The organism is Actinosynnema mirum DSM 43827 (assembly GCF_000023245.1).
In the GTDB taxonomy this organism is placed as follows: Bacteria; Actinomycetota; Actinomycetes; order Mycobacteriales; family Pseudonocardiaceae; genus Actinosynnema; species Actinosynnema mirum.
Map to the genome: position 1 here is coordinate 1,981,039 of NC_013093.1, position 25,062 is coordinate 2,006,100.

Below are 25,062 nucleotides of genomic sequence, written 5' to 3' on the forward strand. Positions count from 1 at the left end.
AGGCCCGCCCCCGGATCGGGGGCGGGCCTCCTCGCTTCGCTCAGCTGCTGATCAGGACAGCGGGTCGCGGTGCGTCGCGCCGCCCGGACCCCCCGTGCCGGGACCCGCCAGACCGGGGGTCACGCCGGGGCCCGCGACGCCCGGCGTGGCGCCGGGGTTCGGGGTGGTGGCGGCGCCGCCGGGCGGCATCCGGTGCCCGCCCTCGCCCGCCTGCGGCTCGCGGGGCACGTCACCGCGCCAGGAACCGGTCTCGGAGCCCGCGTTCTCGATGAACTCCTTGAACCGCTTCAGGTCGCCGTTCACCCGGTGCTCCACGATGCCCAGCGCGGCCCCGGCCTTCTCGGTCAGGGTCTCGGGCTCGTAGTCCATCTGCAGGTGGACCCTGGTCTGCCGGTCGTTGAGCCGGTGGAACGTCACCACACCGGCCTGCTGCGGACCCTCCACCGTGTGCCAGGCGACCCGCTCGTCCGGGTGCTGCTCGGTGATCTCCGCGTCGAACTCGCGCTTCACGCCACCGATGCTGGTGACCCAGTGGGTCCGGGTGTCCGACACCTGGGTGATGTTCTCGACGCCCTCCATGAACCGGGGGAACGACTCGAACTGGGTCCACTGGTTGTACGCGGTGCTGACCGGGACCTCGACGTCCACGGACTTCTCGATCGTCGTCACTGTGTCGCAACCTCTCCGCTCGTGGTCTTCGGTCCCTCACCGAGTACCCTCCGAACGAGGATTAACACGGTGTTTCTCCAGCTCTAAAAGGGAAATACCACTGGGAAGGCCCCAAACCGGAAGTCCACTGTGGATGATCCTGCGGATGAGACCGCAAACGCGCCCGCGGACGGGTCGGACCCGACCGGAACCGGTCCGCTCCGGTCGGGTGCGACCCCCGCCGCGCTCCGTAGCGTTCCCGGCGGCGGAAGGGGATCGGGCGTGCTGGAACGGCTCAACGAGGCCATGGACCGCATCGAGGAGGCCCTGCCGGGCGAGGTCGACGTCGCGGAGCTGGCGCGGATCGCGCTGACCTCCGAGCACCACCTGCGGCGGATGTTCTCGGCGCTGGCCGGGATGCCGCTGTCGGAGTACGTGCGGCGGCGCAGGCTCACGCTCGCGGCGGCGGAGGTGGTGGCGGGGGAGCGCACCCTGCTGGACATCGCCGTCGACCACGGCTACGCCTCCAACGAGGCGTTCACCAGGGCTTTCCGCGCCGTGCACGGCGTGGGGCCCGGTGCGGTCAGGCGGACCGGGGCGGCGCTCAGCTCGCAGTCGAGGATGGCCTTCCGCCTCGTCATCGAGGGGAGCAGCGACATGCGGTACCGGATCGTGGAACGGGCGGAGTTCGCCGTCGTCGGGCGCAAGGCCAGGGTGCCCCTGGTCCACAAGGGGATGAACCCGCACATCGCGGACTTCATCAAGGGGCTCGACAAGGCGGAGTTCGCCGAGATCAAGAAGCTCAACAACGAGGAGCCGAGCGGGGTCGTCGGGGTCAGCGCCGACCTGGACCCGTCCCGCGCGGAGGGCACCGAGCTGGACTACTACCACGGGGTGGCCAGCTCGCTGCCGGTCCCGGAGGGGCTGGACGCGCTCCCGGTGGCCGCCGGGACGTGGGCGGTGTTCTCCAGCACCGGGGAGTTCCCGAGGGCGCTGCAGGAGATGTGGCGGGACGTGTTCACCCAGTGGTTCCCGTCGAACCCGTACCGCAGCCGCCCCGGCCCGGAGATCCTCAGCAGCACCGTGTTCGACGACGGGAAGACGGCTGAGGCCGAGCTGTGGATTCCTGTGGAGAAGGAGTAGCGGCGTGACGAGCGGGTGGCGCGGTCTCTGGGGCCGCGCCACCCGCGCGCGTCACGGCTTGAGCAGCACCTTCACCGTGTTGTCCCGCTTGGCCTGGAAGTCCGCGTACGCCTCGGGCGCGCTGGACAGCGGCACCCGGTGGGTCGCGAAGTCGTCCACGCCCAGCGGGTCGTCGTCGGTGAGCAGCGGCAGGATCTCCGGCACCCACCGCCACACGTTCGCCTGGCCCATCCGCAGCTGGATCTGCTTGTCGAACAGGGTCATCATCGGCATCGGGTCGGCCATCCCGCCGTACACCCCGACCACCGAGATCGTGCCGCCGCGCCGCACCAGCTCGATCGCGGTGTGCAGCGCCTCCAGCCGGTCCACGCCCGCCGTGCGCATCAGCTTGGCCGCCACCGGGTCCGGAAGCAGGCCGGTCACCTGCTGGGCCAGCTTGCCCGCCGTGCCGCCGTGCGCCTCCATGCCCACCGCGTCGATCACCGCGTCCGGGCCGCGCCCGCCGGTCAGCTCGCGCACCCGCTCCACCAGCTCCGGCTCGCGGGCGTCGATCGCCCGCACGCCGCGCCCGTGCGCCCGCTGCAACCGCTCCGGCACCAGGTCGATGCCGATCACCGTCTCCGCGCCCCGGTGCAGCGCCACCCTGGCCGCCATGTCGCCGATCGGCCCGAGCCCCAGCACCGCCACCGAGCCGCCGGGCGGGACCGCCGCGTACTCCACCGCCTGCCACGCGGTCGGCAGCACGTCCGACAGGTACACGAACCGGTCGTCCGGCGGTCCGTCCGGCACCTTGATCGGCAGCTTGTTCCCGAACGGCACCCGCAGGTACTCGGCCTGCCCGCCGGGCACCTGCCCGTAGAGCTTGGTGTAGCCGAACAGCGAGGCCCCGCTGCCGTACTCGCGCACCTGCGTCGTCTCGCACTGCGACTGCAACCCCTGCGAGCAGGTGAAGCAGGTCCCGCAGGAGACGTTGAACGGCACCACCACCCGGTCGCCGGGCTTGACCGCCGTCACCCCGTGCCCGACCTCCGCCACCACGCCCATCGGTTCGTGCCCGAGCACGTCGCCCTCGTCGAGGAACGGCCCGAACAGCTCGTACAGGTGCAGGTCCGACCCGCACACCCCGGTCGAGGTGATCTTCACGATCACGTCGTCCGGCTCCTGCAGGATCGGGTCCGGCACGGTGTCCACGCGCACGTCCCGCTTACCGTGCCAGGTCACAGCCTTCACGGCGCTCCCTCCGGCTCGTCGGTCCCCAGTCCCCCGAGGCGTTCCCGCGAAGGGGCCGGGCAAACCGGGCGGGGCGAACCGGTCCGGACGTCCACGCCGGACGCCCCGCGGCGCTCAGCCCTTCCGCGCCGCCGCCGTGGCCCGCCGGTTCGCGCGCTTGACCGCCTCCACCAGCTCCTGCTTGTCCATCGACGACCGGCCGGGCACGTCGAGCCGCTTGGCCAGCTCGTACAGGTGCCGCTTGCTCGCGTTGGCGTCCACGCCCTCGTGCGTCGCGCCCCGCCGCCGGGGCGGCCCGCCCGCCGAGCGCTGGTCGGACGGCCCGGTGCGCTGCTTGCGCTCCCAGTGGTCGCCGACCTTCTCGTAGGTCCGCTTGAGCGCGGCGAACGCGGTGCGGTGCGCCCGCTCGCCCTCCCCGTACTGCTCGACGGCGCTGTCGTGCGCCTTCGCCCACGTGCGCTGAGCCCCCTGCGGGGACCGGGTGATCGTGTCGGGCATCTCCTGGCGTGCGGGCACGGCGTGCCTCCCTGGTTCGCTGGAACCGGTCGGGTACCCGCGCCCGCGCGGGTCATGCCGAGTCCACAGTGGACCTCTCGTCGGGCGGTCCGCCGTCGCGCACCACGACCACCTGCCCGGTGTGCTCCAACCGGTACCCGACGCCGCGCACCGTCGAGATGAACCGCGCCGCGTCGCCGAGCTTGCGCCTGATCCGCCGGATGTGGACGTCCACCGTCCTGGTGTCCACCACGGGACTGGCTCCCCACACCCGGTGCATCAGCGCGTGCCGCCGGTGCACCCGGTCGGGGTGCTCGCACAGGTGCAGCAGCAGGTCGAACTCCAACCTGGTCAGCTCGACGCGCTCGCCGCGGTGCAGGACCCGCCGGGAGTCGGCCAGCACCACCAGCGCGGGCTCCCGCCGCGCGGGCTCGACCGCCCGCACCTCCACCTCGGCGCCCGGCAGCTCCAGCGCGGAGCGCAGCGCGTCGGCCAGCCGCCGCGCCATCTGCTCGGGGCCCGTCACGCGGATGCTGATCGTCACGTCGACGCTCGTGGCCTCCGGGACCAATCCACCCACCCCCACAGCATGATCGGATCAGTCCGCGCGGGCCGGGGTCAACGAGGTCCACCCGATGAGACCTGTCGGCGCGCGGGTGGATCCGTTGCCGGAGCGCGCGGAACCGAACCCGCCGGGGCGCCCGAGCGGTGGGACGAGCGCGACACGGGGGACAACCGGGTGATCCGGTGATCGTCCCACCGGCCCACCAACCGGTAGACCGGTTCACCCGCACCGGTGCTCCTCTCCGTCGCTTTGCGGCCACCTGGCACCAGCGCGACCACGACCCGCAACCGGTCGGCCCCCGCACGCGGTCCGATCAGCGCATCGCAGGTCACGCATACAGCTAACCCCCGTGAACGGGTGCTGGTGCTTGTCCTGATCGGGCGGACGGTTGTACGGTGCGCAACTTCCCCTTGGCGTTAGCGGAGACCCGGTTCGGGATGCCCGCGGAGAACGCCCGCAAGTTCCAGCAGGTGGCGGCCCAGCAGGACCTCGTCATCGACGTCCGCGCGACCAACCAGCACGCCGTGCCGTGGCTGCGCGCCGGGGCGCTCCCCAAGCCCGAGGCCATCAAGGCCAAGACCATCGACGAGCGCGACGTGCGCCTCGGCGCCAGGCCCCGCCACCTGGGCCTGGTCGGCTTCTTCGACCCGATCGAGCCCCGCCGCGACCGCTCCGAGGCCGTGCTGAGGCGGTTCGCCATGCGCAGGGCCGAGTACGACGCGCTCGGCCCGAAGATGGCCGTGCTCGCCGAGCGCGGCGAGTACTTCGTCCGCGACGGCGTCGTGCACGGCCACGACCGCGAGGGCAGGGTGCAGCCGGTCACCGGCGACCACGACGTGTTCGACATCCGCGGCGCGGGCGGCGGCGAGATCAGCGACGAGCGCTACTGGCGGGCCGTGGACACCATGATCTCCCTGGACATGGGCGTCACGCACGGTGCGCACATGATGTGGAAACCGGTCACCGAGGGCGACCGCGCCATCTTCGAGTCGATCGCCCGCGACGGCAGCCCCAAGCTCAGGTTCCACCCCGACGGCTCGCTGTCCTCGGGCGACTTCCGACCGGTCGGCTCCACCGGGTACCGCCCCGACCACCTGCCCCTGGGCGCGAACGCGATCACCAGGCCGGAGGGCGCCGCGCGCCCCCGCGTCGCGCTCGCGGGCGTCGGCGGCTGGAGGGGGGACGTCCACGAGCCCGTCTCCGCGATGAGCAGCCTGCCGTAGCGCAGCGCCGCCGCCCCCAGCCCGTGCCGCCGCACGCGCCCGCGCCCGCCGCGCCGTGCGCCGCGCGAACGGTGGTCCCGCGTCGCGCGCGAGCACGCCGCGCCGGGACAGGGGAGCGCCCCGCCTGAACGAGGTCAGGCGGGGCGCGGAATCGAGCCTCTCGGGTGACGGCCCGGCGGCTACCCGTCGGTGAGCAGCGGGGCCGCGGCCTTCTTGGCCTCGGACGCCGCGACCTGCGGGTCCTCGCCGCCCTTGAGCACGCGCTGGACCATCGTCCACACCACCTCGGACAGCTGCGGGTAGTTCGACCCGTACGCCACCCTCGGCCGCGCGGTCTCCAGCTGCGCGGCGAACCCGGCCACGCTCGGGTCCCACTGCCACGCCGGGTCGGCCACCGTGTCCGACCGGTTGGGCAGCCCGCCCAGGCCCGCGCCCAGCTGGGTGACGTTCTCCTTGTCGTCGGCCAGCGACCTCACCAGGTCCCAGGCGGCCTCGGTGCTGCGCGCGCCCTTGCCGATCACCCAGGTCTCCCCGGACAGCGCCGCCGCCTCACCGGCCGGACCGGCGGGCAGCGGGGCCACCGACCAGGCCATCCCGGAGGAGTTCAGCGGCTTGACCGACGATGTCCCGCCGATCACCATCGCGCAGGACCCGCTCGCCACCGCCTGTGCGGCCTGCGCGCCGTCCCAGCCGAGCACCGCGTTCGGCACGCTGCCGTCGGCGGCCATCAGGTCGTGCAGGAACCCCAGCGCGTCGGCCGCGCCGTCCAGGTCGGTCAGGTCGCCGCCGGACTGCCACAGCAGCGGAAGGAACGTCGTGGTCAGCTCCTCGCCGGGCAGCCCGGCGAAGCACAGCCCGGACCGCTGCGGGTTGGTCAGCGCCTTGGCCGTGGTGCGCAGGCCCTCCCAGGTGGTGGGGGGCGCGCCGAGCATCAGGTCGCGGTTGTACAGCAGGGCGTTGGTCTCGGTGCGCAGCGGGACGCCCCAGACCTTCTCGCTCCAGGTGACGCTCGCCCTGACCGGGCCGAGGAACTTCCCCCCGGTCTCCCACTGCTCGAAGAGCTTGGTCAGGTCGGTGATGGCGTTCTGCTTGGCCAGCCTCGGCAGGTCGGCCTGGTCGACCACGACCACGTCCGGGAACGCCCCGGAGGTCGCGGCCTGGTCGAGCTTCGCGCGGATCTCCGCGCGCGGGATGGAGGTCCGCTTGACCTCCACCTCCGGGTGGGCGTCCTGGTAGCGCTGCACCATGGCCTGCGCCGCCTCGTCGGCCGTCGCCGACTCGTAGGAGTCCCACCAGGTCAGGGTGACCTTCTCGGGTTCATCGGGATTTGCCCCGCAAGCGGAGGCGGCGAGCACCGCCGCCGCCGTGAGCAGTGCTCGAAATCGCATCTCGCCCCGCAGGTCGACGTGGGAAGGACGGCAGCCGTCCTACTCCGCCGCCTGCCGCAATGTCAAGATCGCCTGGTCAGCGGGTTTCCGGTAGGCGGTGCTGCGGCGGCGACGGGTCGGCCTGCGCGGGCAGCACGAGGCGCGGCGCGGGCTGCTCCAGCGGCTCCCAGTCGAGTCCGGCGAGGTAGGTCGCCGCCAGCTCGTCGTAGATCGGTGTGCTCACAGGCGGGGATAGTGTCGCGCCGCGCGCCCCGCCGCGCCGTTTCTCACCTGTGTGAGTGACAAACACCCGGTGGAAACCCCGCGTTAGTGCGGTCCTGGCCGTGCCGGGCGGTGATCACGGGCGGTGCGGCGCGATCGGGGGCACACTCGACCGGCGCCCGCGCCGAGCGTCGCGCCGAGCCGCCGGAGGGACCACCCCGATGAGCCGAGCACGTGAGCACGCCACCGGGCGCAGCGCCCGTCGGGGGAACGGCCGCGGGGACGGGGGTGCGCGCGGCGGCGGGAACGGCGCGGGTCCGGACGGGCCGCCGGGGCACGGCGCCATCCCGGTGAGCCGGTCGCCCGAGCGCGTCGCCGTGCCCGCCAGGGCGCCCAGCCCGCAGCGGCCCGGCCACCCCCGCACCGGCCTCGGCCGCTGGCTGCTGCGCCACCGCGTCTCGCCCGCCGGGCCCGAGGCGGACGCCGCGCACAGCAGGCCGCAGGCGTGGTGGAAGGTCATGTGCCTGACCGGCGTCGACTACTTCTCCACCCTGTCCTACCTGCCGGGCATCGCCGCGCTCGCGGCGGGCGCGCTGTCCCCGCTGGCCACGCTGCTGATCGTCGCGCTGACCCTGCTCGGGATGCTGCCGATGTACCGACGCGTGGCCCACGAGTCGCCGCACGGGCAGGGCTCGGTGGCGATGCTGGAGGACCTGCTGCCGTTCTGGCGCGGCAAGCTGTTCGTGCTGGTGCTGCTCGGTTTCGTCGCGACCTCGTGGATCATCACCATCACCCTGTCCTCGGCCGACGCGACCGTGCACCTGCTGGAGAACCCGCACGCGCCCGCGTTCCTGCACGGGCACGAGGTGCTGGTCACCGTCGTGCTGCTGCTCGTGCTGGGCGGGGTGTTCCTGCTGGGCTTCACCGAGGCGGTCAGCGTCGCCATCCCGCTGGTCGCGGTGTTCCTGCTGCTCAACGCGGTCGTCATCGCCTCGGGGGTGGCCGAGCTCCTGGCGCGGCCCGAGGCGCTGACCGCGTGGACCGACCGGCTCGCCGAGGGCGGCGGCGGGGTCGGCGGGGTGCTCGGACCGGCCGTGCTCGCGTTCCCGCTGCTCGTGCTCGGCCTGTCCGGGTTCGAGACCGGCGTCAGCATGATGCCGCTGGTCGCCGCCGAGGGCGCCACCGAGCGGGAGCGGCTGGCCGACCGGGTGCGCAACACCCGCAAGCTGCTCACCGCCGCCGCGCTGGTCATGTCCGGGTACCTGGTGGCCACCAGCGTCCTCACCACCGTGCTCGTCCCCGCCGAGGCGTTCCAGCCGGGCGGCGCGGCGGAGGGCCGGGCGCTGTCGCACCTGGCGCACGAGCGGCTCGGCGCGGTGTTCGGCACCGCCTACGACCTGAGCAGCGTGCTCATCCTGTGGTTCGCGGGCGCGTCCGCGATGGCCGGGCTGATCAACATCGTGCCGCGCTACCTGCCCGCGTACGGCATGGCCCCGGAGTGGGGGCGCGCGGTCCGGCCGGTCGTGCTGGTCTACACGGTGATCAGCGTCGGGATCACCGTCGCGTTCGGCGCGGACGTCAACGCGCAGGCGGGCGCGTACGCGACCGGCATCCTGGCCATGATGGTGTCCGGCGCGGTCGCGGTGTCGGTCTCCGCCTGGCGCGCCGGGCGGCGGGGCGCGGGCGCCGGGTTCGCCGTGCTCACGCTGGTGCTGCTGTACGCGCTCGCCGAGAACGTGCGGGCCAAGCCGGACGGCATCGCCATCTCCGCCGCGTTCGTCCTCGGCATCGTGGTCATCTCCCTGGTGTCGCGGGTGTCCAGGACCACCGAGCTGCGCGCCGACGAGATCGACTTCGACGAGCGGGCGCGGGAGTTCCTGGCCGACCTGCTCCACCGCGACGGCCAGCTCAACATCATCGCGAACAAGCGGCAGGCCGGGGACGCGGCCGAGTACCGGGCCAAGGAGCGCGTGCAGCGCGGCCTGAACCCGGTGCCCGGCGCGGCGTCGGTGGTGTTCCTGGAGGTCGACGTGGTCGACCCGTCCGAGTTCAGCGACGTGCTGCGGGTGCGCGGGGTGGAGGTCGGCGGGTTCCGGGTGCTGCGCGCGGACAGCCCCGCCGCGCCCAACGCGATCGCCGCCGTGCTGCTGGCGCTGCGCGACGCCACCGGGGTCCGGCCGCGCTGCTACTTCGAGTGGTCCGAGGGCAGCCCGCTCACCCACCTGTTCCGCTACCTCATCCTCGGGCAGGGCGACACCGCGCCGGTGGTGCGGGAGATCCTGCGCGAGTGCGAGGCCGACCCGGAGCGCAGGCCGGCGATCCACCTGGGCGGCAGCTGAACCGGGTGGCGGCTGAGCTGGGAGGTTGCCCGGAATCCCGAAGGCCACCCGGAAGTGGGCGCAGGTGCCAGGTTTGCCCCGCGGCGGTCGCGGCTACCCAGTGAGGGATGAGAGCGCGGTGACCGCCGCCCCCCTGCGGTCGCCGAGGAGATCGGGATTCCCCCTCCCCCCTGGGAACCCGGTCGAACGCCTCATCGGGAGGCCGCCCGGCGCGTGCGCCGGGCGGGCCCAACCCTCGCGGGTACGCGACCCCGCCCCACCCGAGCCGGTGGGGCGGGGTTCGCGCTTTCCGGGCCCGCGCGCCACTTCGCTGAGCCCGCGCGGCCGGGTGGTCGCCCACCCGGCCGCGCGCGGCCTCAGTCCTGCGCCGTGCCCGGCGTGCGCCGCCTCGGCGCCCGACCGGCGGGCTGGGTGATGCCCTCCGGCGGCTCCGGCGCGGCCGGGACCTGGAGCACCAGGGGGTTCTCCGGCTCCACCTCGACCTCCTCGCCGTGGTGCCTGATCCGCAGCCCCGGCCCGGACACGATCCGGTAGGTGGTCTTGCCCTCCTCCACCACCACGCACAGCCCGCTGCCCCGGTAGGTCATCCGGAACGAGAACCGGTCCAGCCCCACCGGCAGTCGGGGCGCGAACTCCAGGCCGCCGCTGTGGTCCCGCATCCCGCCGAACCCGGCCACCAGCCCCAGCCACACCCCGGCGAGCGAGGCCATGTGCAGTCCGTTGTGGACGTTGTGGTGCAGGTCGTGCAGGTCGGTGAACGCCGCCTCCGACAGGTAGTCGTACGCCAGCTCCAGCGCGCCCACCTCGGCCGCCAGCACCGCCTGCGTCGCCGCCGACAGCGACGAGTCCCGCACCGTCCGCGCCTCGTAGTAGGCGAAGTTGCGGGCCTTCTGCGCCGCCGTGAACGCGTCGCCGCGCAGGTGCATCGCCAGCACCAGGTCCGCCTGCTTCACCACCTGCTTGCGGTACAGGTCGAAGTACGGGTAGTTCAGCAGCAGCGGGTAGTCGTCGGCCTCGGTGGCCTCGAAGTCCCACTCGGCGTGCTTGGTGAACCCCTCCGACTGCTGGTGCACGCCCAGCTCGTCGTCGTACGGCAGGGTCATCGCCTCGGCCGCCCGCAACCACGCCTGAGGCTCGTCGTCCTCGACGCCGAGGTGCTGGGCCACGTCGGGCAGCCGCTCGCACACCTCCGCCGCGACCCGCAGGTTCCGCTGCGCCATCAGGTTCGTGTAGACGTTGTTGTCCACCACGGCCGTGTACTCGTCCGGCCCGGTCACCCCGTCGATGCGGAACCCGTCGCCCGGCACGTGGTGCCCCAACGACATCCACAGCCGCGCCGTCTCCACCAGGATCTCCGCGCCCGCCGCCCGCTCGAACTCCTCGTCCCCGGTGGCCTGCGCGTACTGCGCCACCGCGTACGCCACGTCGCCGGACACGTGGAACGCCGCCGTGCTCGCGGGCCAGTAGGCCGAGCACTCCGCGCCGCTGATCGACCGCCACGGGAACGCCGCCCCGCCCAGCCCCAGGATGCGGGCCCGCTCGCGCGCGTCCTCCACCGTGGAGTGCCGCCACGCCAGCGCGTCCCGCGCCGCCTCCGGCACCGTGTAGGTCAGCACCGGCAGCACGAACGTCTCGGTGTCCCAGAACGCGTGCCCGTCGTAGCCGGGACCGGTCAGGCCCTTGCCCGCGATGGCCCGCGTCTCCCCGCGCACCGCCGCCTGGAGCACGTGGAACAGCGCGAACCGCACCGCCTGCTGCAACTCGGGGTCACCGTCGACCTCCACGTCGGCGCTGTTCCAAAACTCGTCCAGGAAGTCGCGCTGCTCCTCGAGCAGCCCGTCCCACCCGGTCTGGAGCGCGCCCGCCAGCGCCGCCTCCACCTGCGCGCGCAGCGCGGGCACCGACCGCTGCCCCGACCAGCCGTACCCCAGGTACTTCACGATCGTGAGCTTCTCGCCCGCCGCGACGTCCACCGCGACGGTGAACCGCGCCAGGTCCTCGTCCGCCTCGACCTCGGTGCGCACCGACCCGTTCGCGTCGACCTCGTGGTCCATCGCGGCGGCCATCCGCAGCCCGGAGGTGCGCGTGCGGTGCGCCAGCACCGCCCGCTTCCCGCGCGCGTAGGCGAAGTCCGCCACCAGCGGCGAGTCCAGCGCCTTCGCCACCCTCGGGTCGCCGGAGCGCTCCTCCACCGGCTCGTTGGCCAGCAGGTCCGACTGCACCACCAGCTGCACGTCCTGCGCGGCCTCGACCTCGTAGCGGATCGCCGCCACCGCGCGCTGGGTCAGCGACACCAGCCGCTCGGTGCGCACGATCACGCGCTTGCCGGTCGGCGACTCCCACTCGGTGCGGCGGCGCAGCGTGCCCGAGCGGAAGTCCAGCTCCTGCTCGTGGGCGATCGTGCGGCCGTACCGCAGGTCCAGCGGCTCGTCCTCCACGAGCAGCCGCAGCACCTTGCCGTCGGTGACGTTGACGACGGTCTGGCCCTCCTCGGGGTAGCCGTAGCCGCTCTCCCCGTAGGGCAGGTCGTGCTCCTCGTAGAACCCGTTGAGGTAGGTGCCCGGCAGCCCGCGCGGCTCGCCCTCCTCCAACGTCCCGCGCATCCCGATGTGCCCGTTGGCCAGCGCGAACGTCGACTCGGTCTGCCGCAGGTCGGTCAGCGACAGCCCCTCCCAGCGCAGCTTCCACGGCTGCACGCGGTAGCCGCTCACAGCAGCTCCGCCAGGTCCGCGACGACGACGTCGGCGCCGTGCGAGGCGAGCGCGTCCGCCTGGCCCGCGCGGTCCACGCCCACGACGAAGCCGAACGCGCCCGCACGCCCGGCCTGGACCCCGGCCAGCGCGTCCTCGAACACCGCAGCCCGCGCGGGCTCCACGCCCAGCGCCTCCGCGCCCGCCAGGAACGAGTCGGGCGCGGGCTTGCCCTTGAGGCCGTCGCGCACGATCGTCACGCCGTCGACCCTGGCCTGCACGTACTGCGCCAGGTCGCTGGCCTCCAGCACCTTCTCGGCGTTCGCGGAGGAGGTGACCACGGCGATCGCCAGACCCGCGTCGCGCGCGGCCCGCACGTAGTCGACGGAACCGGGGTAGGGGCTCACGCCCTCCTCGGCGATGATCTCCTCCAGCAGCTCGTTCTTGCGGTTGCCGACCCCGTGCACGGTGTCGGCCTCCGGCGGGTCGTCGTGGCCGCCCTCGGGCAGCACGACCTTCCGGGAGGCCAGGAACTCGCGCACCCCGTCGTAGCGGGGGCGGCCGTCGACGAACCGGACGTAGTCGGACTCGGTGAACTCGGGCTCGCCGCGCTGGGCGAGCAGCGCGTCGAACGTGCGCTTCCAGGCGCGGCGGTGCAGGACGGCGGTGCTGGTGAGCACCCCGTCCAGGTCGAACAGGCAGGCGGTGATCTTGTCGGGCAGACCCAGCGTCATGGGGCATGACTACCCGGTTCGGGCCACGGGTACCCCCGTGCGCACGGGTGGGCGCTCCGCGTCTTCGGCGCGCCCCCGACAGCCGAGAGGGGCTACCCCGTGGCCAAGCCGAAGGTGCTCGTCGTCGGGACCGGGTTCGCCGGGTTCCACGCGCTCAAGTCGCTGGAGAAGGCGCTGCCGCGCGACGCCGCCGAGCTGATCGCGGTCAACCCGACCGACTACACCCTGTACGTCCCGCTGCTGCCCGAGGTCGCGGGCGGCTCGCTCGACCCCCGGCGGGTCGCGGTGCCGCTGCGCTCCACCCTCAAGCGGACCCGGCTGGTGCTGGGCACCGCCACCGGCATCGACCCCGAGGCGCGCACCTGCTCGGTCGTGGACGTGGAGGGGCGCGGGCGGGTGCTGGAGTGGGACCGGCTGATCGTGACGGCGGGCAGCGTGACGCGGATGCTGTCCGTCCCCGGCGTCGGCGAGCACGCGCTCGGGTTCAAGTCGGTGCCCGAGGCGCTGTACCTGCGCGACCACGTGCTGCGGCAGGTCGAGCTGGCCGAGCAGAGCGACGACCCGGCCGAGCGGGCGGCGCGCGCCACGTTCGTGGTGGTCGGCGCCGGGTACACCGGCACCGAGCTGGTCGCGCAGGGGCAGCGGATGACCGCCGAGGCCCTGCGCGCCCGGCGCGGGGCTCCGGGGGCGCTGCGGCCGGACGAGTGCCGGTGGTTGCTGCTGGACATGGCCGACCGGGTGCTGCCGGGGCTGGACCCGCGCATGTCCGGGCCCGCGCGGAAGGTCCTCGAGTCGCGCGGGGTGGACGTGCGGATGAAGACGAGCGTCGCCGAGGTCACCGACACCTGCGCGCGGCTCACCGACGGCTCCGAGATCCCCACCCGCACCGTCGTGTGGTGCGTGGGCGTGCGGCCGGACCCGCTGGTGCAGGCGTCCGGGCTGCCGGAGGAGCGCGGGCGGGTCGTGGTGGACACCTCGCTGGCGGTGCGCGGGCTGGACGGGGTGTACGCGGCGGGCGACCTGGCCGCCGTGCCCGATCACTACAACCGGGGGAAGCCGACGCCGATGACCGCGCAGCACGCGCAGCGGCAGGGCGCGCTGGCCGGGCGGAACGTCGCCGCCTCGCTCGGGCACGGGCAGGTGAAGCGGTACAAGCACCGCGACCTGGGGTTCGTGGTCGACCTGGCCGGGATGGACGCGGTGGCCGACCCGCTGCGCGTGCCGCTGAGCGGGGTGCCCGCGAAGATCGTGGCGCGCGGCTACCACCTGCTGGCGATGCCGGGGAACCGGGTGCGGGTGGCCGCCGAGTGGATCGCCGACCTGCTGTCCGGGCGGCAGGTGGTGCAGTTCGGGCTGGTGCCGCGCGAGGGCGTGCGCCTGTCGGACGCGGACCGGCCGGGGAACCGGGTGGTCAAGGCCGGGAGCTGAGGAGGCGCGGCGGGCTCCGCCGGGGCCCGCCGCGCGTGGTCAGGCCGGGTCCGCGGCTCCCGCGCCGGGCCGCTCGTCCCGGAACCGCTCGTCCCGGAACCGCTCGAACCGCGCCAGCCAGCCGTCCACCTCGCGCAGCGCCGTCCCGTCGATCTCGTAGAGGCGTTTCGTGCCTTCCGCGCGCACTCGCGCGAATCCGCTCTCCCTGAGCACCCGCAGGTGCTGGGAGACCGCGGGTTGCGAGATGCCGAACTCCGCGTTGATCACTTCCGCGAGCGATCCCGCCGTCCGCTCGCCGTCCGCGAGCAATTCCAGGATGCGTCGCCTGATCGGGTCACCAAGAACGTCGAGGGCGTGCACTGCCTCAGTGTTTAGGTCGGGGCTTATATAAGTCAAGATTGAGTTACTGGAATTGTCGGTGGTCGGTGGCACTATCCCGAACAGGTGTTCGGATGTGGATCGGACGTGTTCGGAAGGAGCTGACGGCGATGCGCGTTCACCTCGATCCCCGGCAGTGGCCCGGCCGTGTCGTGCCCGAGACAGAGCACGAGATCGACACGGCGGTCGAGGGGCTGTGCCTGAGGGCGAACTGGGCCGACGCGGACCGCGCCGGGGTGCGCGCCGTGCTGGCGCCCTGGTTCGCGGACGGCTGGTGCGTCGACGCCGTGCTGACGGCCGTCGACCGCCGCCCCGACGGCGCCCGGCAGGGCCCGCCCCGTCACCGCGACCAGGTGGCGCAGGACTTCCTGCGCGCCCGGCTGCGGACGTGGTGGCCTGCGGGCGAGCAGCGGTCGCGGCCACCGGTGGAGGGGATGAGCCTGGGCGCGTGGTGGCGGGTCAACCGCCGCAACGCCCGGCTCAACGCCCCGCGCCGGGTGCCGCACCTGACGGAGGAGGGCGTGCGCGCCCGCGAGGAGGCGGGGGAGCGGCTGCGCGACCGGTTCCGCGACCCGGTGGAGCGGGCCAGGGCGCGCGGGCGGCGCAACCGGGAGGCGCTCGACGCGCTGCTGGTGCCGGGGCTGGCGGTGCCGACCTTCGAGGACTCGCGGCGGCTGCTCGCGGACATCCGGGTGCCCGCGCACCCGGTGTGCCAGCGGTGCGGGTGCCGGACGGTGGTGTACGAGCAAGCCGCTTGAAGGACGGAACCGGAGGCCGCTGGGGCCTGGCCGGGCGCGGTGGAGCAGCGGTCGCGGGAGGGCGAGGGGCCCGCGGCGGTGGCGCCGTCCGATCCGGGGCGGGAGCCGGTGGGCGGGCGCGAACGGGGGCCGGTGGGCGGGCGCGAGCCCGAGCGGGAGGCGGTCGGCGGGGGAGGCGGCGACAGGGGGGCCGGTGGACGGCCGGTCGGCCGGTCCGGGGAGACGGGTGCGCGGGTGGCTGGCGCCCCGGAGGCGGGCGCGACCGGAGCCGGGGACGCGGGTGCGCGGGGCGCCGGGGCTCGGGAGGCGGCGGGTGGCGAGCGCTCCGGTGGTGCGGGGCGGGTGCCGGGGAGTGCGGGCTGACCAGGTGGGGGAGTCGCCCCTGGGGTCACTCCTTACGGTGAATTGGTCACCGATGTCCTGCGTCGACGCCGGGAGGCGGTGGAACTGCGGGCGCCCGCTCGGGTACTAAGCGTCGCGGGAAGTTCGCCGGGTCGGCCCACGAGCCGGTTCCCCGAGTCGAACTCCCCGATTCCGATACCCCTGGGCGCGTCCGACGGTCGTGCCCATCCGCCGTCGAGGAGTGCGCGGTGTTCTGGTTGTTCTTCGGCATCTGCGCCGTCGCGTTCACCGCGGGCGCCGTCCTGAGCTGGCTGCCGATGCGGGCCACGATCCGCGACCTGCGGGCCGAGCTGCGCTCCAGGCCCGTGGTGGAGATCGACGAGGACGACTACGACGACGAGCTGGACGACTACGACGAGGACGAGATCCTCGACGCGGAGATCGACGAGGACGAGGACGACCTCCCGGCCCCGCGCCCCACGCCCGCCAGGGTGGGCGTGAAGGAGGTCCCGGCGCTGCCCGCCAGGGCCCCGCGCGCGCTGGAGATGCCGGGCAACAACGAGACCACCCAGGTCATCCCGCGCCAGGTCAGGGCCAACTCCCGGACCCGCGTCTTCCACACCCCGGACTCGCCGTACTTCGACCGGATGCGCGGTGACGTGGAGTTCTCCTCCATCGCCGAGGCCGAGGAGGCGGGCTACACCCGCTGGCGCCCGAAGGCCGCCACCCCCACCCGCCCGGTGCTCTGACCGGGCGTCGACGCTCGGCGGCCAGCCGCGCTCAACCGCTGCCCGCGCTCAGGTGCGGCGGTGGCGGTCGGCGATCAGCCTGCGGAGTTCGCTCTCGCCGAGCCCGCCCCAGATGCCGTAGGTCTCCTCGACCTCCAGGGCGTGCTCGCGGCACTGCCTGCGCACCGGGCAGCGACCGCAGATCTCCTTCGCGCGCGCCTCCCGGTTCTGCCGGGACGAGCCGCGCTCGTTCGGCGTGTGGAAGAACAGCGCGCTGTCCATGCCTCGGCACAGACCCTCCAGCTGCCAGTCCCAGGACTCGGCGACGGGCACTGGCAGTCGGGACAGCTCTGGCATGGGGACCACGCCTTCCGCAAATGGACCGGTGTTGACCTGGCCAACCCTAAATTCGATTCAGAATCGGTTCAAGCTGAGAATTGTGTCGATCGCCTCGTTTAGCGAGCCGACGTAGCGGGAACCGGCGGGCGCGTTCGCCCATCCCGGCCCTCCGACCAGCACGGTTCGTCCGGTTTCGACCAGTTCGGCGACGGGGGTCGCCTCGGCCTGCTCGGTGGCGTGCGCCCACACCATCACCGCAACGGGTGACAGGAGGGCCGTGGCGTCGAGCAGGGCGGTCGGGGGCACGCGCGCGCCGAGGTTCCGCGACGCGCACCCGCGCTCGGCCAGCGCGGCGGCCAGCACGTCCAGCGGCAGCGAGTGCTGCTCCTCCGGCGCGCACGCCAGCAGCACCGGCAGTCGCGGCTGCTCGGCGGCCTGCGCGTACACCGACAGCGCCCGCGAGATGCAGGCCGTCGCCAGGTGCTCGACCTCCACGCCGCGCGCGTCCGCCGCCGCCCGCTCGCCCGCCGCCACCAGGAACGGCACCAGCGCGCAGTCCCAGGCCCGCACCACGCCGTGCCGCTGGATCAGCTCGCCGACCAGCCGCACCATCAGCGGCGCGTCCAGCCTGGTCGCGGCCCGCGCGAACCCGCGCCGCTCGGCCGCCGTCACCTCCTCGGGGCGCTCGGGGGCCTCCGCCGCCCCGCCGGGCTCGGACAGCGCCATCGCGGCGGCCGACGCGGGAGCCACGCCCTGACCGGTCAGCGCGACCATCCTGCGCAGCCGGTCCACGTCCTCGGCCGAGTACCGCCGGTGCTTGCCCTCCTCGCGGGTGCTCGGGCCGAGGCCGTACCGGCGGTCCCACGTGCGCAGGGTGGTGGGCGAGATCGCCAGCATCCTGGCCACCGCGCCTGGGCTCCACAGCACACCGCTATCCACAGATCACCGCCAGCACATCGGGTAGTGCAACGCTTCTGAAACGAAAATGGTAACGACTGCCCCGCGCACCGCCGGACAAGCGCGTCAGCAGGGCGAACGGGCTGGGCGGTTCGGGGCAGCGCGACCTGCTCCCGAGCCGGGCGCGGGCGCCGGGATCACCGGGCGGGTGGCGGGCCCGAACGTGGGGTGACTTTGCGTCACGGGCGTCGCACCGAACGTGCCTGGCGGGTGCGTAGGGCCAGCGTGCGGCGGGCCGCCCGCGCTCCCCGTTCCGGGTGAACGCCCGCGCCGGGCGGAGGTCGGCGGCGGGTTCGGCGGCCGGAGAGGTTTCCGGGGACGCCGAACGGCCGATTGTCCTGGTGGGAGCCGAAGCGCCACCCGCGCGGGAGCGCGCCGCGCGACCGGCGCTGGAAGTGGCGTCGACCTCGGTCGACCGCCGCGATGGGGTGTTCCCCGTCGCGGACCGGCTACGTTGGCTGCGCCCGCCGGGAGGTCGGACCGGCGGGGGCTGAGCGGGCGGCGCCGCCGCGTGCGGGAGCCGGCCGGATCGGGGAGAGCGCCATGACCTTCACCTACGACGTCGACCACGTCGACGGCGCCACAGTCGTGCGCCCCGAGGGCAGGCTGGACCTGTCGACCTACGTCCCGCTGCGCGACGGCCTGCTCAAGTGCGCGGTGACCGGCCCGTCCGCCGTGGTGGTCCTGCTCGGCGACGGCTTCGAGTTCGCGACCCCCGCGCTGATGTCGGTGTTCTCCACGGTGTGGACGCGGGTCGCCGAGTGGCCGGGCGTGCGGATCATGCTGGTGGGCGAGTCCGACCCGCACCGGGCCGCGCTGGCGGGCGGCGGCGCGGGGCGGTTCGTGCCGCACTACCCGACGCTGGCCGACGCGCTGGAGGCCGTCGAGCAGCCCGCGCAGCCCCGGCGGGACGAGGCGCTGCTGCCGGACACGCCGGTCGGCGCGCTGATCGCGCGGCAGTTCGTGCGCGAGACGTGCGAGCGCTGGGACCTCGGCGACCGCATCGAGGACGCGGTGCTGGTCGCCACCGAGCTGGTGGAGAACGCGCTGGAGCACACCCGCTCCGCGCCGAGCCTGCGCCTGGAGCTGCGCGGTGGACGCCTCGTGGTGGCCGTCCGCGACGGCGGCGCGACCCCGCCGAAGCCGCCACCGCCCGCCGGGCGCGGCCTGCTCCCCGGTGGGCGGGGGATGCGGATGGTGGAGTCGGTGAGCCGGGTGTGGGGGCACTCGCCGTGGCCCGGCGGCGGCAAGGTCGTGTGGGCGGTGCTGGGGCGCTGACGGCGGGCGCGGTCGGGCGGCGCGCACCGCTCGCGCTCAGGACGCCTCGGACGACAGCGGCGTGATCGTGAAGAACCGGTGCAGCCCGGTCAGCGCCAGCGGGCGCAGCACCGGGCAGCCCGCCAGCAGCTCCAGCCGCGCCCCGCGCGCCTCGCACGCCGCCCGCAGCTCCAGCAGCGCGTTGATCCCCGACGCGGGCAGCAGACCCACCCCGCCCAGGTCCAGCACCATCCGCCCGCCCGAGGGCGGCAGCCGGTCGCGGGCGTAGTCGCGGAACGTGGGCGCCGTGGCGATGTCCAGCTCGCCCACGACCCTGACCAGCACCGAGTCCGGCTGGCTCGTGGTCGCGGACAGCTCGACCGAATCACTCATGGGGACACCTCGGCAACCTGATCGTGCGACTACGACGAGGCTGTTCGCTCAACCAGAGGCACACCCTAGGGGGTGCGGTCCGGTGATCGCCAAACGGACCGGGACCGCACCCCGCGCGCCGGGGCTCAGCCCTCGACGCGCCTGATCACGCTGATCGGGCCGATCGAGTCGATGTCCGCGATCTTCACCGGAACGCCCTCGGTGGACGCGTGCACCGCGCGCACCCCGTCGACCGCCATCGCCACGTGCGACTGGCTGGAGTAGTAGACGATGATGTCGCCCGCCTTGACCTCGCTGCGCGACACCGAACGACCCACGGTGGCCTGGCCGTAGCTGGTGCGCGGCACGGACACGCCCGCCTGGCGGTACGCGGCCTGGATCAGGCTGGAGCAGTCCCAGGAGTTCGGGCCGTTCGAGCCGTACACGTACGGCTTGCCGCGCTGCGCCAGCGCGAACGACAGCGCCGTCCCGGCCGTGCCCGCGGGCACGGTCACGGTGCTGGTGTCGCCGATGCTGGCCAGCGTGGTCCTCTGCGCGGCGCTGAGCGAGCGGTACTGCTCGCGGGCCTCGCCGACCTGCTTGTCCAGGTCGTTCTTGCGGTTCGAGATGTCCTCGGCGGCCTTGCGGGCGCCCTCGGTGGCCTCGCTGGCGCGCTTCTGCGCGTCGTCCGCCTGCACGACGGCGTCGGACAGGCCCCGGATCGACTCCGAGTTCGCGGACGCCAGCACCTCCAGCGCGGTCGCGCGGTTGAGGAAGTCCTGCTGCGAGTCGCTGACCAGCAGCGCGGACAGCTGGTTGAACCGGGCGCCCTCGAACGAGGCCTCGGTCAGCGCGTCCACGTCGCCGCGGTGCGACTCCTCGGCGCTCCTGGCGTTCTGCAGGTCGCCGTTGGCCTTGTCCAGGTCGCCCTGCTTGGCCTTCAGGTCCTCCTGGGCCTTGAGGTGCTCGTCGTTCAGCCGCCCGGCCTCGGTGGAGAGGTCGTTGTACTTCTTGAGCGCGTCCTCGGTGCTGCTGGGCTGCGCGGAGGCCTGGGTCAGCGGCAGGCCGGTGACCAGAACGGCGGCGGCGGTCGTCGCCAGTGCCGCGCGGATGGTGCGCTGTGCGGGTCGTGACGCCACGTTCGAGCGTTCCTCTCTCAGCCTGCATGTCACCCGAATGGGTTAAAGCTCTAGGTCTCGGTCAGGTTACGGACCGGACCGGCCTGCGTCTACAGGGGGTTGGCTGTCGGGAACCTGTCACTCTTCGGCACCGAAGTCACCTGGCGGAAGGGTGACGCCGCCTGCCTGGGGGTTTCCGGTGATTCCACTGCGTGGTCGCCACTGCGGGCCGGTGAACGGTGGGTCTGGTCACGCCACCGCCGCCACCGTGGCCGCGTGCCGACGCCCGTGGACCAGCACCCGACGCCCGCCGAGCCCGAGCTGACGCCCGTGGAGCGACAACTGGTCGACCACGTCGCGCGCGGCGAGGTGCTGGACCTGACCGGCCCCCGGCCGGTCGAGGGCTGGGAGCGGCGGTCCTGGGAGGGGCGCGCGGTCTCCGCGCGGGTCATCCGCGACCTCGTCCTCGGCAGGCTCGCGCCCACCCCCGACCCGCACGGCCTGCGGCTGCACGGCGCGCGCGTCACCGGCAGGCTCGACCTGGAGAACGTCACCAGCGCCGTCCCGGTCGAGCTGCTCGGCTGCCTGCTCGACGAGGGCGTCAACGCCCGCGACGCCGACCTGCCCGCGCTCGTGCTGCGCGAGTGCCGCGTCGGCCACCCGAGCGAGCCGCCGGTGGACGCCGAGGGCCTGGCCACCAGGGCGTTCGCGCTGGAGCTGAGCGAGGTCCGGGCGCGCTCACCGCGCGGCGCCGTCGTCCTCGCCCACGCCCGCCTCGGCCGGGCCTCCCTGGTCGGCGCGTCGCTGGTCAACGCCGAGGGCCCCGCGCTCGCCGCCCGGTCCCTGCGCGTGGACCAGGGCTGCTACCTGCTCGCGCTCGAGGCGGTCGGCGGCGAGCTGGACGTCGCGGTCGACCTGCGCAACGCCCGCGTCGGCGAGCAGTTCTGCTTCCAGCCCACCCGCCTCGAGCACTCCGGTGGTCCGCAGCGCCGCGTCGACGTCGACGGGCTCACCCACGCGGGCCTGCCCACCGGGATCGACCCCGCCGAGTGGCTCGCCCTGCTGCGCGAGGCCACCCCCGGCTACACCGCCCAGCCCTACCGGCACCTCGCCGCCGCCCACCGCGCCGCCGGGCACGACGCGCAGGCCCGCCGGGTGCTCGTCGCCCAGCGCCGCGACCAGCTCGCCAGGGGCGCCCTCGGCGCGGGCGAGCGGGCCTGGGCGCGGCTCACCGGGCTGCTGCTCGGCTACGGCTACCAGCCGTGGCGCGCGCTGCTGTGCCTGCTCGCGGTGCTGGTGGTCGCCGTCGCGCTCGCCCTGGCCTTGGGTGACGACGGCCTGGCCAGGACCGGGACGCCGCCGGGCCCCTGCCCGGTCGTGGAGCGGGTCGCGTTCGGCCTCGACGTCGGCTCCCCGCTGCTCACCACCACACCGCGCTGCGAGCCCACCGGCGCCACCTCGGGGCAGGCGCTGGGCGTCGCCGGTTGGCTGCTGCGGCTGCTCGCGTGGGGCTTCGCGACGCTGTTCGTCGCCGGGTTCACCGGGGCGGTGCGCAAGACCTGAGCGCAAGGGGCGGGGACGATCCAGACTCTGACGGAGCGCGCCCGTTCGGTGACGTTCCGCTGAAATCCCCTGTTGACGGAGTTCCCGCACGAGTGCGATCGTGTGACTGGGAGCGCTCCCAGTCAGCACCCAGATCACCGGCGATCTGAAGGAGACACCTTGCGACCCAGGCGATTAGGAGCACTGGCGGCAGCCGTGCTCGCGGTGGTCGGCGTGACCACCGTGCTCGGCACCAGTGGAACGGCGCTCGCGCACGGCTCCATGACCTACCCCGGAAGCCGCACCTACCACTGCTACGAGGACGGCCGCGCCAACGGCAACGGCGACCTCAACCCCGCCAACCCGGCCTGCGCCGCAGCCGTCGCCCTCGGCGGCAAGCAACCGCTGTGGGACTGGTTCGGCAACCTCATCAGCCAGGCGGCGGGCAAGCACCGCGAGATCATCGCCGACGGCGACCTGTGCGGCCCCACCGCCAAGTACGACGCCTACAACCTGCCCCGCGCCGACTGGCCGTCCACGACCCTGCGCGCGGGCGCGCCCATCACCTTCCGCTACAACGCCTGGGCCCCGCACCCCGGCACCTGGGACCAGTACGTCACCAAGGACGGCTTCGACGTCACCAAGCCGCTGAAGTGGTCCGACCTGGAGCCCGCGCCGTTCGACTCGGTCCTGAACCCGCCGCTCGCGAACGGCGAGTACGCGTGGAACGCGACCCTGCCGAACAAGACCGGCCGCCACGTCATCTACTCGATCTGGCAGCGCACGGACAGCCCCGAGGCGTTCTACAGCTGCTCCGACGTGGTCTTCACCGGCGGCAACAACACCGGCGACACCCAGGCGCCCACCGCGCCCGGAACGCCCACGGCCACCGCGACCAGCAGCTCGGTCGCCCTGAGCTGGGGCGCGGCCACCGACAACACCGGCGTCACCGGCTACCAGGTGTACCGCGAGGCGGGCGCCAACGACGCGCTCGTGGCCACCACGACGACCCCCTCGGCGACCGTCACCGGCCTGACCGCGAGCACCGCGTACCAGTTCTACGTGGTCGCCCGCGACGCGGCGGGCAACACCTCGCCCCCGTCCTCGCCGGTCAGCGTCACCACCACCGGTGGCGGCGGCACGCCCGGCGGGACCTGCGCGGTCACCTACACCACACCCAGCGTGTGGTCCGGCGGCTTCACCGCGAACGTCGCGGTCAAGAACACCGGGACCTCGGCGGTCAGCGCCTGGCAGCTGGCCTGGGACGTGCCCTCGGGCGAGTCGATCACCTCGGCCTGGTCCGCGGAGGTCGTCGTGTCCGGCGGGAAGGCCACCGCCAAGGGCGTCAGCTGGAACTCCGGCATCGCCCCCGGCGCCACGGTGAGCTTCGGCTTCAACGGCACGGCAGGCGGCAACCCGGCCAAGCCCGCCGCGTTCACCCTCGGCGGCGCGACGTGCGCCTCGGCGTGACGCTCGTGGGCGCGGCGATCGCGGGCTCGGCACTGGTGGGGGCGACGGCGTGCACCGCGCCGTCGGACTCGCCGGTGCTGGGCACCGGGTCGCTGGGCCCGCAGCTGACCAGCACGACCGAGGTCGCCGACTGGGTGCGCGAGCGCACCGGGGAGTGCGAGGCCCCGGAGGCGCGCACGATCGCCGAGTTCGCGGAGTTCGTCGGCCCGCTGCGGGCCGACCTGTACGCGCCCTTCGTGGCGGAGTGGGGGACCTGCGCGGTCGAGCCGTACGAGCGGCTCGGTCTCGTGGTGCTCCACCGGGAGCGGATGGCCGACTTCCAGCGCGCGTGGCAGCGGGCGGTGGAGGAGGGGAAGGTCTCCGGGGACCCGGATTTCGGCTTCGGCAACGGCTTCGCCCTCAGCGGGACGCTGGGGTTGGAGTCGTTGGGGCTGCACCACCTCAGGTGCGGTCAGGTGGAGGGCCAGGACCTCGGGCACGTGCTGCCCGCGGACGTCGAGGGCTGCGTGTACTCGCGGCCCGAGGGCCACCACCACGGATGATGCGTCCCGCCTAGCGCGGCCGTGCGGTGCTCTGCCGCACGACGAGGGACGTGGCGAGCTCGATTCGGCGGTGTTCGGGCTCGTCACCCCTTGCCAGCGTGATGGCGAGACGGGTGCCCGCCGCGGCCATGTCCTGCAAGGGCTGGCGGACAGTGGTCAGCGGCGGGCCCACCCACTGGGCGACCGGGAGGTCGTCGAACCCGACGACGCTCAGGTCGTCGGGGATCTTGAGCCCGGCGGCGCGGGCGGCCTCGTAGACGCCCAGCGCCTGCAGGTCGCTGCCCGCGAACACGGCCGTGGGCGGGTCGGGCAGCTCCAGCAACGGCGCGAACTGGGCGCGGCCGGACTCGACGTGGAAGTCGCCGTACCGGATCAGCCCCGTGTCCACCCGCAGCCCGGCGGTCTCCAGGGCGGCGCGGTAGCCGTCGACGCGGGCGCGGCTGCACAGCACCCGCTCGGGGCCGCCGATCATGGCGATGCGGCGGTGGCCGAGCTCGATCAGGTGCCGGGTGGCGGTGAGGCCGCCGTTCCAGTTGGTCGCGCCGATCGACGGGGTGTCCAGGTCCGGCTCGCCGATCGGGTCGACCACCACGACCGGGATGTCCCTGGCGCGCAGCTTGGCCAGCTGCTGGCCGGTCAGGTCGGAGAAGACGCTGATCACCGCGAGCGGGCGGCGCGCGATGACCCCCTCCAGCCAGCCGTGGCCGGGGGTGGGGCGGCCCTGCGACTCGGACAGCACGAGCGCGAGCCCGCTGTCGGAGGCGACCTGCTCCGCGCCCCGGATGATCTCCAGCGCCCAGGCGCTCTCCAGCTCGTGGAACATCAGCTCCACCAGGTTGGACCGCCGGGAGCGCTCGTCGGCGCGCCGCTGGTAGCCGTGCCTGCGGATGATCTCCTCGACCCGCTCGCGGGTGGTGGCGGCGACGTCGGCGCGGCCGTTCATCACCTTTGAAACTGTCGGGACCGACACCCCGGCCTCGGCGGCGATGTCCGCGATCGTCACCTTGCCCGAAGCGGTGCTGCCCGAGGACGACGACTCGGCTTTGGTCGGCATGGCCGCAGTCTACGGCAGGTCACGGGTGGTTTCCCCGGTTCGCTGACTCCTGGGGGAAGTCCTGCGAGGACGGTCGAAAAAATCGGCGGACCCGCAAAAACTGTCGGTCCTGCTCGGCGGG

General features: G+C 73.9%; 24 protein-coding genes. 10 read left to right on the forward strand and 14 right to left on the reverse strand.

Annotated elements, in window-relative coordinates:
- Window positions 1-51: 51 nt before the first annotated feature.
- A complete protein-coding gene (locus AMIR_RS09035; protein ID WP_015800638.1) occupies window positions 52-669 on the reverse strand; it encodes an SRPBCC family protein in 618 nt (205 codons plus the stop codon).
- A gap of 261 nt (window positions 670-930) precedes the next feature.
- On the opposite strand from AMIR_RS09035, the gene AMIR_RS09040 reads away from it, so the two are divergent.
- Window positions 931-1,791 carry an AraC family transcriptional regulator gene (locus AMIR_RS09040; RefSeq protein ID WP_015800639.1) on the forward strand — a complete coding sequence of 287 codons (861 nt, stop codon included), beginning with the start codon at window positions 931-933 and terminating at the stop codon, window positions 1,789-1,791.
- Between the two features lie 51 nt (window positions 1,792-1,842).
- Here the strand turns inward: AMIR_RS09040 and AMIR_RS09045 are convergent, their stop codons facing one another.
- The 3 genes from AMIR_RS09045 to AMIR_RS09055 all read right to left on the reverse strand — a co-directional run bounded on the left by AMIR_RS09045 (window position 1,843) and on the right by AMIR_RS09055 (window position 4,096).
- Window positions 1,843-3,021 (reverse strand): zinc-dependent alcohol dehydrogenase, encoded by a 1,179-nt coding sequence (locus AMIR_RS09045; RefSeq protein WP_015800640.1) that lies wholly within the window; start codon window positions 3,019-3,021, stop codon window positions 1,843-1,845.
- Between the two features lie 114 nt (window positions 3,022-3,135).
- Window positions 3,136-3,537 (reverse strand): ChaB family protein, encoded by a 402-nt coding sequence (locus AMIR_RS09050; RefSeq protein ID WP_015800641.1) that lies wholly within the window; start codon window positions 3,535-3,537, stop codon window positions 3,136-3,138.
- Window positions 3,538-3,589: 52 nt separating this feature from the next.
- The gene (locus AMIR_RS09055; protein ID WP_240438871.1) at window positions 3,590-4,096 is read right to left on the reverse strand and encodes a winged helix-turn-helix domain-containing protein; all 507 of its coding nucleotides are present in this window, start codon (window positions 4,094-4,096) and stop codon (window positions 3,590-3,592) included.
- Window positions 4,097-4,476: 380 nt separating this feature from the next.
- On the opposite strand from AMIR_RS09055, the gene AMIR_RS09060 reads away from it, so the two are divergent.
- Window positions 4,477-5,304, forward strand: a complete 828-nt coding sequence (locus tag AMIR_RS09060) for a hypothetical protein (protein ID WP_015800643.1) — start codon at window positions 4,477-4,479, stop codon at window positions 5,302-5,304.
- Window positions 5,305-5,483: 179 nt separating this feature from the next.
- Here the strand turns inward: AMIR_RS09060 and AMIR_RS09065 are convergent, their stop codons facing one another.
- Window positions 5,484-6,692, reverse strand: coding sequence for an extracellular solute-binding protein (locus AMIR_RS09065; RefSeq protein ID WP_015800644.1), 1,209 nt, complete (start codon window positions 6,690-6,692; stop codon window positions 5,484-5,486).
- A 76-nt stretch (window positions 6,693-6,768) separates the two neighbouring features.
- Window positions 6,769-6,915, reverse strand: a complete 147-nt coding sequence (locus tag AMIR_RS40085; protein WP_157767556.1) for a hypothetical protein — start codon at window positions 6,913-6,915, stop codon at window positions 6,769-6,771.
- 328 nt (window positions 6,916-7,243) lie between these two features.
- Between AMIR_RS40085 and AMIR_RS09070 the strand changes: the two genes are divergently transcribed.
- On the forward strand, window positions 7,244-9,232 hold the full coding sequence (locus AMIR_RS09070) for an APC family permease (protein ID WP_041836669.1): 1,989 nt from the start codon (window positions 7,244-7,246) through the stop codon (window positions 9,230-9,232).
- A 356-nt stretch (window positions 9,233-9,588) separates the two neighbouring features.
- Here AMIR_RS09070 and AMIR_RS09075 read toward each other — a convergent pair whose 3' ends face one another.
- Both AMIR_RS09075 and AMIR_RS09080 read right to left on the reverse strand, forming a co-directional pair.
- Window positions 9,589-11,943, reverse strand: a complete 2,355-nt coding sequence (locus tag AMIR_RS09075) for a glycoside hydrolase family 65 protein (RefSeq protein ID WP_015800646.1) — start codon at window positions 11,941-11,943, stop codon at window positions 9,589-9,591.
- On the reverse strand, window positions 11,940-12,656 hold the full coding sequence (locus AMIR_RS09080) for an HAD family hydrolase (protein ID WP_015800647.1): 717 nt from the start codon (window positions 12,654-12,656) through the stop codon (window positions 11,940-11,942). Before AMIR_RS09080 ends, AMIR_RS09075 begins: the two co-directional genes overlap by 4 nt.
- A gap of 99 nt (window positions 12,657-12,755) precedes the next feature.
- On the opposite strand from AMIR_RS09080, the gene AMIR_RS09085 reads away from it, so the two are divergent.
- Window positions 12,756-14,084: an NAD(P)/FAD-dependent oxidoreductase gene (locus AMIR_RS09085; RefSeq protein WP_015800648.1), complete on the forward strand. Its 1,329-nt coding sequence runs from the start codon at window positions 12,756-12,758 to the stop codon at window positions 14,082-14,084.
- A 39-nt stretch (window positions 14,085-14,123) separates the two neighbouring features.
- Here AMIR_RS09085 and AMIR_RS09090 read toward each other — a convergent pair whose 3' ends face one another.
- Window positions 14,124-14,444 (reverse strand): ArsR/SmtB family transcription factor, encoded by a 321-nt coding sequence (locus AMIR_RS09090; protein WP_015800649.1) that lies wholly within the window; start codon window positions 14,442-14,444, stop codon window positions 14,124-14,126.
- 128 nt (window positions 14,445-14,572) lie between these two features.
- Here AMIR_RS09090 and AMIR_RS09095 point away from each other — a divergent pair, with 128 nt between their 5' ends.
- The gene (locus tag AMIR_RS09095; RefSeq protein ID WP_015800650.1) at window positions 14,573-15,220 is read left to right on the forward strand and encodes a hypothetical protein; all 648 of its coding nucleotides are present in this window, start codon (window positions 14,573-14,575) and stop codon (window positions 15,218-15,220) included.
- Between the two features lie 590 nt (window positions 15,221-15,810).
- Complete coding sequence (locus AMIR_RS09105; protein ID WP_015800652.1) at window positions 15,811-16,311, forward strand: sunset domain-containing protein; 501 nt, start codon at window positions 15,811-15,813, stop codon at window positions 16,309-16,311.
- 48 nt (window positions 16,312-16,359) lie between these two features.
- Here AMIR_RS09105 and AMIR_RS09110 read toward each other — a convergent pair whose 3' ends face one another.
- Together AMIR_RS09110 and AMIR_RS09115 are read right to left on the reverse strand one after the other, a co-directional pair.
- Window positions 16,360-16,647, reverse strand: coding sequence for a WhiB family transcriptional regulator (locus AMIR_RS09110; RefSeq protein WP_015800653.1), 288 nt, complete (start codon window positions 16,645-16,647; stop codon window positions 16,360-16,362).
- Window positions 16,648-16,704: 57 nt separating this feature from the next.
- Complete coding sequence (locus AMIR_RS09115) at window positions 16,705-17,556, reverse strand: MerR family transcriptional regulator (RefSeq protein WP_118945773.1); 852 nt, start codon at window positions 17,554-17,556, stop codon at window positions 16,705-16,707.
- 573 nt (window positions 17,557-18,129) lie between these two features.
- Here AMIR_RS09115 and AMIR_RS09120 point away from each other — a divergent pair.
- Window positions 18,130-18,864 carry an ATP-binding protein gene (locus AMIR_RS09120; RefSeq protein WP_015800655.1) on the forward strand — a complete coding sequence of 245 codons (735 nt, stop codon included), beginning with the start codon at window positions 18,130-18,132 and terminating at the stop codon, window positions 18,862-18,864.
- A 36-nt stretch (window positions 18,865-18,900) separates the two neighbouring features.
- Here the strand turns inward: AMIR_RS09120 and AMIR_RS09125 are convergent, their stop codons facing one another.
- Together AMIR_RS09125 and AMIR_RS09130 are read right to left on the reverse strand one after the other, a co-directional pair.
- Complete coding sequence (locus AMIR_RS09125) at window positions 18,901-19,236, reverse strand: STAS domain-containing protein (protein ID WP_015800656.1); 336 nt, start codon at window positions 19,234-19,236, stop codon at window positions 18,901-18,903.
- Window positions 19,237-19,361: 125 nt separating this feature from the next.
- The gene (locus AMIR_RS09130; RefSeq protein ID WP_015800657.1) at window positions 19,362-20,354 is read right to left on the reverse strand and encodes a C40 family peptidase; all 993 of its coding nucleotides are present in this window, start codon (window positions 20,352-20,354) and stop codon (window positions 19,362-19,364) included.
- A 255-nt stretch (window positions 20,355-20,609) separates the two neighbouring features.
- On the opposite strand from AMIR_RS09130, the gene AMIR_RS09135 reads away from it, so the two are divergent.
- The 3 genes from AMIR_RS09135 (at window position 20,610) to AMIR_RS09145 (ending at window position 23,887) form a co-directional block, all read left to right on the forward strand.
- Window positions 20,610-21,896, forward strand: a complete 1,287-nt coding sequence (locus AMIR_RS09135; protein WP_015800658.1) for a hypothetical protein — start codon at window positions 20,610-20,612, stop codon at window positions 21,894-21,896.
- 195 nt (window positions 21,897-22,091) lie between these two features.
- A complete protein-coding gene (locus AMIR_RS43030) occupies window positions 22,092-23,345 on the forward strand; it encodes a lytic polysaccharide monooxygenase (RefSeq protein ID WP_222840714.1) in 1,254 nt (417 codons plus the stop codon).
- Window positions 23,342-23,887: a hypothetical protein gene (locus AMIR_RS09145; RefSeq protein WP_015800660.1), complete on the forward strand. Its 546-nt coding sequence runs from the start codon at window positions 23,342-23,344 to the stop codon at window positions 23,885-23,887. The genes AMIR_RS43030 and AMIR_RS09145 overlap by 4 nt, the downstream gene beginning before the upstream one ends.
- Before the next feature lie 10 nt (window positions 23,888-23,897).
- Here AMIR_RS09145 and AMIR_RS09150 read toward each other — a convergent pair whose 3' ends face one another.
- Entirely contained in the window at window positions 23,898-24,941 is a 1,044-nt protein-coding gene (locus AMIR_RS09150; protein WP_015800661.1) for a LacI family DNA-binding transcriptional regulator, read from the reverse strand.
- Window positions 24,942-25,062: the final 121 nt, after the last annotated feature.

Excerpts from the sequence above, each read along its gene's own strand:
- AMIR_RS09065 (WP_015800644.1), bottom strand. The coding sequence starts at position 6,692 with ATGCGATTTCGAGCACTGCTCACGGCGGCGGCGGTGCTCGCCGCCTCC.
- AMIR_RS09080 (WP_015800647.1), bottom strand. The coding sequence starts at position 12,656 with ATGACGCTGGGTCTGCCCGACAAGATCACCGCCTGCCTGTTCGACCTG.
- AMIR_RS09095 (WP_015800650.1), top strand. The coding sequence starts at position 14,573 with ATGCGCGTTCACCTCGATCCCCGGCAGTGGCCCGGCCGTGTCGTGCCC.
- AMIR_RS09110 (WP_015800653.1), bottom strand. The coding sequence starts at position 16,647 with ATGCCAGAGCTGTCCCGACTGCCAGTGCCCGTCGCCGAGTCCTGGGAC.
- AMIR_RS09120 (WP_015800655.1), top strand. The coding sequence starts at position 18,130 with ATGACCTTCACCTACGACGTCGACCACGTCGACGGCGCCACAGTCGTG.
- AMIR_RS09125 (WP_015800656.1), bottom strand. The coding sequence starts at position 19,236 with ATGAGTGATTCGGTCGAGCTGTCCGCGACCACGAGCCAGCCGGACTCG.
- AMIR_RS09150 (WP_015800661.1), bottom strand. The coding sequence starts at position 24,941 with ATGCCGACCAAAGCCGAGTCGTCGTCCTCGGGCAGCACCGCTTCGGGC.